5 protein-coding genes are annotated in these 8080 nt (G+C 73.6%); 3 read left to right on the forward strand and 2 right to left on the reverse strand.

The window, feature by feature from the left end; translation table 11 throughout:
- Nucleotides 1–51: 51 nt before the first annotated feature.
- Entirely contained in the window at nucleotides 52–2613 is a 2562-nt protein-coding gene (locus LHA35_RS03690; RefSeq protein ID WP_226604629.1) for a penicillin-binding protein 1A, read from the forward strand.
- Between the two features lie 137 nt (nucleotides 2614–2750).
- On the opposite strand, the gene LHA35_RS28580 is transcribed toward LHA35_RS03690, so the two are convergent.
- A complete protein-coding gene (locus LHA35_RS28580) occupies nucleotides 2751–3977 on the reverse strand; it encodes a DUF1501 domain-containing protein (RefSeq protein ID WP_264185300.1) in 1227 nt (408 codons plus the stop codon).
- Nucleotides 3978–4035: 58 nt separating this feature from the next.
- Nucleotides 4036–5595, reverse strand: coding sequence for a DUF1800 domain-containing protein (locus LHA35_RS03700; protein WP_226604631.1), 1560 nt, complete (start codon nucleotides 5593–5595; stop codon nucleotides 4036–4038).
- A 219-nt stretch (nucleotides 5596–5814) separates the two neighbouring features.
- Between LHA35_RS03700 and prfB the strand changes: the two genes are divergently transcribed.
- Nucleotides 5815–6946, forward strand: a protein-coding gene (gene prfB, locus LHA35_RS03705) for a peptide chain release factor 2 (RefSeq protein WP_226604632.1) whose coding sequence is annotated in 2 segments (ribosomal slippage) — nucleotides 5815–5883 and nucleotides 5885–6946 — 1131 coding nt in all. Because the reading frame shifts where the segments join, the coding sequence is not laid out codon by codon here.
- 603 nt (nucleotides 6947–7549) lie between these two features.
- Nucleotides 7550–8080, forward strand: a 531-nt coding sequence (locus tag LHA35_RS03710) for a glycosyltransferase family 2 protein (protein ID WP_264185302.1), incomplete at its 3' end; no start/stop codon positions are given.

An 8080-nucleotide genomic window follows, 5' to 3' on the forward strand; every position in this document is an offset into this window, starting at 1 on the left:
TGATGCTGCACGTGATCGCCGCTGAAGGCGAACCGGTGTATGAGGCCCGCCATGCCGTCCCGCAACAACCGTGTTGATCCGCCGCTGGATCCGAACGCCGCCCCGCATGCCGAAGGGCCGGCGGCGCCGCCGGCGCGCAGGCCGCGCAAGCCACGCCGGCGCAGCAGCCTGTTCGGCGGCTTCTTCCGCATCCTCTTCACCCTGGCCGCGGTCGGCATCCTCGCCGGCGGCGTCGCGGCCTTCGGCCTCTATCGCCACATCGCCGCAGACCTGCCGGATTACCGCTGGCTCGCCGACTACCAGCCGCCGCAGATGTCGCGCATTTATGCCGCCGACAGCCGGTTGCTGGCCGAGCTCGCCGCCGAGCGGCGGGTCTTCGTGCCGATCGAGGCCATCCCGCCGCGCCTGCAGGCCGCCTTCGTCAGCGCCGAGGACCAGCGCTTCTGGGAGCATCACGGCATCGACCCGCTCGGCATCCTGCGGGCCGTCATCACCAATATCGAGCAGTACGGCACGGGGCGGCGCATGGGTGGCGCCTCCACCATCACCCAGCAGGTCGCCAAGAACATGCTGGTCGGCAACGACCGCACCCTGATGCGCAAGGCGCGGGAGGCGATCCTCGCCTTCCGGATGGAGGAGGCGCTGCCGAAGGAGCGCATCCTCGAACTCTACCTGAACGAGATCTTCCTGGGCTACCAGGCCTATGGCGTGGCCGCCGCGGCGCAGGCCTATTTCAACAAGGGCCTCGATGAGCTGACGGTCGGCGAGATGGCCTTCCTCGGCGCCCTGCCCAAGGCGCCGAACAACTACAACCCGCTCCGCTTCCCCGAGGCCGCGCGGGCCCGGCGCGACTGGGTGCTGGACCGCATGGCGGAGGACGGCGCCATCACGCGAGAGGAAGCCGCCACCGCCAAGGCCGAGCCGATCGTCCCGCGCCCGACCCGCCGGCCGGAGGTCGTCGCGGTCGGCCAGCACTTCACCGAGGAGGTGCGGCGCGAGCTGATCAGCCGCTTCGGGCCGGAGCAGACCACCCAGGGCGGCCTCGTCGTCCGCACCAGCATGGAGCCGGCGCTGCAGGCCTCGACCGAGGCGGCGCTGCGCAACGGCCTCTCGGCCTATGACCGGCGGCGCGGCGGTTTCCGCGGGCCGGTCGCGCGGATCTCGGCCGGCGCGGCGGACTGGATGCCGCAGCTGGAGGCGGTGCAGCGCCCGGGCGGCTTGCTGCCGGAATGGCGGCTCGCCGTCGCGCTGGAGGTGCGGGAGCGCGAGGCGCGCCTGGGCTGGGTGGAGCGGCCCGACCCGCGCAGCCCCGCCCAGCCCCGCAGCGCGCTGCTGCCGCTGGAGGATGTGGCCTGGGCCCGCAAGGCGCTCGGCGAAGGCCGGCTCGGCCCGCCGCCGCGGCGGATGCAGGATGTGCTGACACCCGGCGATGTGGTGGCGGTGGAGGTGCTGCCGGGCACGCCGGCCCAAGGGGGCACACAGGGCCGCAGCCCGGCCCGGCCGGAGCGCCTGGCGCTGCGCCAGGTGCCGCAGATCGAGGGGGCGGTGGTCGCGCTCGACCCCGCCACCGGCCGCGTCCTGGCCATGGCCGGCGGCTGGTCCTTCGACAAGAGCCAGTTCAACCGCGCCACCCAGGCGCTGCGCCAGCCCGGCTCCTCCTTCAAGCCCTTCGTCTACCTGCCGGCGCTGGAGGCGGGGGTGCCGCCGAACCAGCGCTTCCTCGACGGGCCGATCGAGATCATGACGCCGCAGGGGGTCTGGCGGCCCTCCAACTACACCGAGGGCAGCTTCAACGGCTATGTCTCCATCCGCACGGCGCTGGAGAAGTCGCTGAACCTGGTCACCATCCGCCTCGCGCAGGAGGTCGGGATGGCCAAGGTCGCCGAGACCGCCGCGCGCTTCGGCGTGGTGGACGGCCTGCCGCGCTACCTCGCCAACTCGCTCGGCTCGGGCGAGACGACGGTGCTGCGCATGGCGGCCGCCTATGCCGGCTTCGTCAGCGGCGGGAAGAAGGTGACGCCCACCTTCATCGACAGCGTACAGGACCGCCGCGGCAAGGTGATCTGGCGCAGCGACGCCCGCGCCTGCCAGGGCTGCGACGCGCCGGCCCCGGCCGAGGCGCCGCCGGAACTGCAGGACGGCCGGCCGCAGATCACCGACCCGATCGCCGCCTACCAGATGGTCAACATCCTGACCGGCGTGGTGCAGCGCGGCACTGGCACCCGGGCGGGGCAGGGGCTGAACCGGCCGGTGGCGGGCAAGACCGGCACGACCAATGACTATGTGGACAACTGGTTCGTCGGCTTCACGCCGGACATCGTGGTCGCGGTCTGGCTGGGCTTCGACGAGCCGCATTCCCTCGGCAAGGGGGAGACGGGCGGGCAGAACGCCACGGTCGTCTTCCGGGAGGTCCTGGCGGCGGCGCTGAAGGACAGCCCGCCCGTGCCCTTCCGCGCCCCGCCCGGCGTCGCGCTGGTGCGCCTGCAGGATGGCGGCGCGACGATCATGGAAGCCTTCCGGCCGGGCACCGAGAACAGCGCCCAGGCGCCGGCGGAGGGCGGTGGGCGCGGCACGGCGGCCGGGCTCGATCAGGGGCTGGGCGGGCTGTACTGAGCGCCGGGCAGCGGGCGACGCCCCGGCAGGCCTGCCGGGGGGCGAGGAGGGCTTCGCCTCACCTCGGCGGCACGGCGGCCGGCGCGTTTCAGGACGCTGCCGCCGGCAATGGCCGGCCGAGCGAGGTGTCCGGCGGCTCAGCCCCTGAACGGCGCCGGCCGGTCCGGCGCCAGCTCCGCCGCCACCTGCCGGAAGGCCTCGCGGTAGTCGGTGGCGACCCGGAGGTCCACGCCCTCCTCCAGCGCCTCCGGCGCGAGGCCCGGCCAGGGCCCGAGATGCCGGCCCAGGCCGAAGCTCCGCTGGCCGCCGCCGCCGAAGGCGAAGACCGTCCCCGCCCGGCCGTGATCCGTCCCGCCGCTGCGGTTGGCGCGCAGCCGGCGGCCGAACTCGCTCGTCACCAGCACGGTCCAGCGCCGCGGCAGGTCGCGCAGATCGGCATCCAGGGCGGCGAGGCCGCGGGCCAGCACCCGCACGCGCCCCTCGAACCGCCCGGCCTGGCCCTCATGCGTGTCCCAGCCGCCGAGATCGACGGCCGCCGCCGTCAGGCCGGGATTGAGCTTCGCCACCTGGGCGACGGTCGAGAGGCTCCGGCCGAATTCCGCCGCCGGGCCATACTCCACCCCGGTGGCCGGGGCATAGGGCACCACCTGGCCGGCCGCATTGCGCGGCAGCACGCCATCGAGGCTCCGCAGGCTGGCGAGCGCCGACCGGCCGGCCTCGGCCACCGGACCGGCGGCCCCCGCATGCAGCGCCGCCAGCATCGCCGCGCCGAAGGCGCCGCCCGGCGGCTCCAGCCCGCGGGCGAGGGTCGGAATGGCGAGGCTGCGCCGGCCGCCGAGCAGCGCGGCGGCGGTCGCATCCTGGGCCGAGAGCGTGGCCACCGGCGCCGCGCCGCCTGCCGCCTCCGCCCAGGCCGCCAGCCAGCCGCTGCGGGGGACCGGTTCGCCCTGCCGTCCCTGGCCCCAGCCCATGATGGCCTGGGCCTCGAAATGGCTGCGGGTCGGCTGCGGCACGCCGGCGGCGGGCCAGATCGCCATCCGCCCCTCCCGCCAGATGGCGGCGAGCGGCGCGGCTTCCGGGTGGAGGCGGAAATCCGTGTCCGGGGAGGCGTCCAGCCGCGCGCCGGCCCGCTCGCCCTCGGCGGCCGTGCGCAGGGAGGCGACGCGGAGATCGACGAAATGCGGGTCATCCGCCGGGGAGAGGAAGTGCAGCCCATCCATCCCGCCACGCAGGAAGACCAGGATGAGCAGCGGCACCTCCCGCGCCGCCGCCGGGCTGGCGAAGGCCATCCCGCGCAGCCCCGGCAGGGCGGCGGCGGCGAGGCCGGCCCGCAGCAGGCCGCGGCGGCCGAGCAGCATCGTCATGGCGCGGTCTCTCCCTTGCCGTGAATTCCTTCGGGGCCGGCCCGGCCTGCCATGCCGCTCACGACCGCTGGAAGGCCGGCGCGGCCAGCACCCAGCCGGCCAGTTCCGCCACCTCGGCCGGGCCGGGCCGCTCGCCGCGCCCTTCCCGGACCCAGACGCCGGCCACGGTCTCCGCCACCGGCCCCGCGCCGGGCCCGATCGCCAGCCGCGCCAGCCGCGCCGCGACGCCGGCCACCGGCTGTCCGGCCAGCGATTCGAGGACCGGCGAGGGATCGGCACCGGGCCCGCCGCGCGCCAGCGCCAGCAGCATCCCCCAACGGCTACGGAGCGCCCCGGCGCCATCGTATTGGCTGGCCTCCAGCGGCTGGCCATCCGGCGCGGGCCAGCTGAACAGCGCCTGGCCGGCGCCGGCCATCTGGCCCAGCAGGGCGGGGCTCGGCGTGAAGGGCAGGGCATAGGCGCGCGCCGCCGCCGCCACCGCATCCAGCGGCCGGCGCATGCGGCCGAGCCGCGGATCGGCGATCTCCGGCCCGGTGAGGATGGCGCGCGCCACCCGGGCGATCTGGTCCGTCTCCCCACCATGGCGGCGGAAGGCCGCGACCGCGCGGGCCAGCGCCGGCGCCGGCACCGGCTCCCCCACCAGGAAGCGGACCAGCTTGGCGCAGACGAAGCGGGCGGTCGCGGGGTGGCCGGCCAGCGTGTCCAGCACGGCGCGGCCATGCGCCATGCCGCCGGCGAAGGGGTCCAGCGACTGGCCGAGGAACTGCTTCTGGTAAGGGTCGTGCCAGCCTTCGACGAAGGCGAACTCGCCCGTATCGGGCAGCCGCCGCGCCGGGTCGAGCGCCTGGCCGGCCGCCACGGTCCAGCCGGTGAAGGCGCGCGCCGCCTCCCAGACATCGGCATCGACATAGCCGGCGGGCCGGCCCTCGGCGTCGCGCGGCACCTCCCGGTTGGTCCGGGCCGCGCCGAAATAGGCGGGCCGGCCGAGTGTGTGCAGCTCCAGCAACTCGCGCGCGTAATTCTCGTTCGGCGCGCCGGCGCGGGAACTTTGGTTGTTCAGGTAGTAGAGCATGGCCGGGCTGGTCGCCATCGCCTCCAGCAGGGCGCGGAAACTGCCGAGGGCATGGGCGCGGATGCGCCGGTCATGCTCGATGAGCGAGACCTGCACCTGGCTCGAGCCGGGATAGCTGACCGAGAAATGGTCGTGCCAGAATTCCACCAGCCGCTCCCGCAGCTGCGCCTCCGCCGCCACCTTGCGCAGCAGCGTGGCGAGGGAGAGCTCAAGCCGCCCGCGATCGGTCTCGGGCGGCGGCACCGGCCGGTCCTGGCGCGGCGAGAAGCGGAAATTCTCCGCCTGGCTCATGGCGAGGCGGGTCAGCGGCCGCGCCTCCTCCACCGCCGGCCAGCGGCCCTCCGCGGCGCCGTAGCGGATCGGCAGGCGGATCGCCGCCAGGCGGGCCTCGATCGCCGGCTCCTCCGCCGGCAGGGAGAGCTGGTGGTCCAGCCAGGCCGCCAGCCCCCCGCGCGCCAGCGCCTCGGCCTCGCCGGGCCGGGCGCCATAGGCGGCGCGGCCGAGGATGCGATGGGCGGCGGCGGCATCGATGGGGGGGACAGCCAAGGCGATCTCCAGCATTGCTCCGGGCCCGGCGGCCGAGGCCCAGGCAGCGGGTGAAGCCAGGCCCCTGCGCGCCGGTGGCGCGTCGGGCACCCCCGCATGCTACCAATGGGCGTGGGCGCGGGTCCAACGGACTCGCCGCGAAAGCTTGCCGCTTCCTTGATCCCGGCCGGCCCGGCCGCCGCGCTGGACAGTGCGCGCCGCCTGGACTATCCGCCCCCCATGCGTGCTGACGCCGAATCCCTGAACGAGCAGATCACCGCCTCGGTGTCCCTGCTGAGGAGGCATCTTTGACTGGGATGCCGCCCTTCGCCGCCTCGACGAGCTGAACGCCCGCGCCGAGGATCCCACCCTCTGGAATGATGCCGGGGCCGCGCAGAAGGTCATGCGCGAGCGTGGCCGCATCGCCGACCAGGTCGAGGGCGTGCAGAAGCTCGAGCAGGCCGTGCGCGACGCGCTGGAACTGATCGAGCTGGCCGAGGCCGAGGGGGATGAGGCGACGGCGGATGCCGCGGTCGCCGATCTGCGCGCGCTCGCCACCGAGGCCAAGCGGCGCGAGATCGAGAGCCTGCTCTCGGGCGAGGCCGATGCCAATGATGCCTATCTCGAGGTGAATGCCGGCGCCGGCGGCACCGAGGCCCAGGACTGGGCCGAGATGCTGCTGCGCATGTACCAGCGCTGGGCCGAGCAGCGCGGCTACAAGGTCTCGCTCTCCGAACGCAGCGACGGCGAGGAGGCCGGGATCAAGTCGGCCACCATCCAGGTGAGCGGCCCGAACGCCTATGGCTGGCTGAAGACCGAGACGGGCGTGCACCGGCTGGTGCGCATCAGCCCCTTCGGCGGCAACGACAAGCGCCAGACCAGCTTTGCGAGCGTCTATGTCTACCCGGTGGTGGACGACAAGATCGAGGTCGAGATCAACCCGGCCGACCTGAAGACAGACACCTTCCGTGCCTCGGGCGCCGGCGGCCAGCACGTCAACAAGACCGAGTCCGGCGTGCGCTTCACCCATATCCCGACCGGGATCGTGGTGGCCTCCACCCAGGACCGCAGCCAGCACCGCAACCGCGCCATCGCCATGGAAATGCTGAAGGCGCGGCTCTACGAGCTGGAACTGTCGAAGCGCGAGGCGGTGGCGGCGGGCGTCGAGGCCGGCAAGACCGATATCGGCTGGGGCCACCAGATCCGGAACTACGTGCTGCAGCCCTATCAGCTGGTGAAGGACCTGCGGACGAATCTGGAGAAGGGCAATCCGGCCGCGGTGCTGGATGGCGACCTGGATGAGTTCATGGCGGCGGCGCTGGCCGCCCGCGTTGGCGCGACCCGGTCCGAGGCGAGCGCGAACGCGCGCTGACGGCCGCCGGCCCTGGCAGATCGCGGACGGGCGTGAACCGGGCACCCCGCGGAGTTGCGGCGCAAAGCCCGCGGGGACCCCTTCGCCCGGGCGGGTGACCCGGCGCGACGGACCAGCAGCGGCCCCGGCATCGGCGGGCCTGACGGGATCGGCCGGGAGGGTGCCCGTCCGGGGCTGGCGGAACCTGTCCTCCACCTGCGCCCGTGACCCATGAGGCGATGGCGGATGGCGCCCGATCCGGAAAGGCGGTCCGCCCCGTGGTTCCTTGCCCGTGGAGCGGCTGCGCGCTCCGGGCCATCCATGCCCGGCCGCGATCCGCCCGATCCCGGTGGGGCCCCCGGAGGGGCCGTGGCCGCGGATGCGCGGGCCCTCGCGACGCGGGCGATCCATCGCCCCGCATCCTTCATGTCCGATGGCCCGTTGCCGGCCATGGCCGCACCGGTTTCATCCGCCTGTGATCTAGTTACGTGCTTGTCATGTAACTGGGGCTGAACGCCGGTTCTCGTGTTTTGAGCAGAACGGACCGCTAGGCAATTTAGTGCGGCGAGTTTTCAAAGCCGGAGCAGGACGATGCACGGGCGCGGACCGGTCTTGGTACCCGAATTGTCGGTCGTCATCCCTGTCTTCAATGAGGGGGCGAACATCGCGCCCCTTTGCGCGCGGCTCACGCCGGTGCTGGAGCGGATCACCCCGGACTGGGAGATCGTCTTCGTCGACGACGGCAGCGCGGATGACACGCTCGGCTGGATCCGGGCGCAGGCCATGATGGAGCCGCGCATCGGCGCGATCTCCTTCAGCCGCAATTTCGGCAAGGAGATTGCGATCGCCGCGGGCCTGGACCATGCGCGCGGCCGGGCGATCGTCATCATGGACGCCGACCTCCAGCACCCGCCGGAGATGATCGAAACCTTCGTCGAGCGCTGGCGCGAAGGCTATGTCATGGTCTACGGCCAGCGCGTGGACCGGGCGGATGAAAGCGTGCTGAAGCGCAATTCGGCGCGGCTCTTCTATCGTCTGTGGCGCGACGATCTGGATGCGAGCAGCGCGACAATCAGGATGAGAGTCTGTGGTCGCGGCGGCTGGATGATTGTCGCGGCGCGACAGGTAGGCAAGCGGTTTTCGGGTGATGCGCGA

This window comes from Roseicella aerolata (genome assembly GCF_020523605.1).
In the GTDB taxonomy this organism is placed as follows: domain Bacteria; phylum Pseudomonadota; class Alphaproteobacteria; order Acetobacterales; family Acetobacteraceae; genus Paracraurococcus; species Paracraurococcus aerolatus.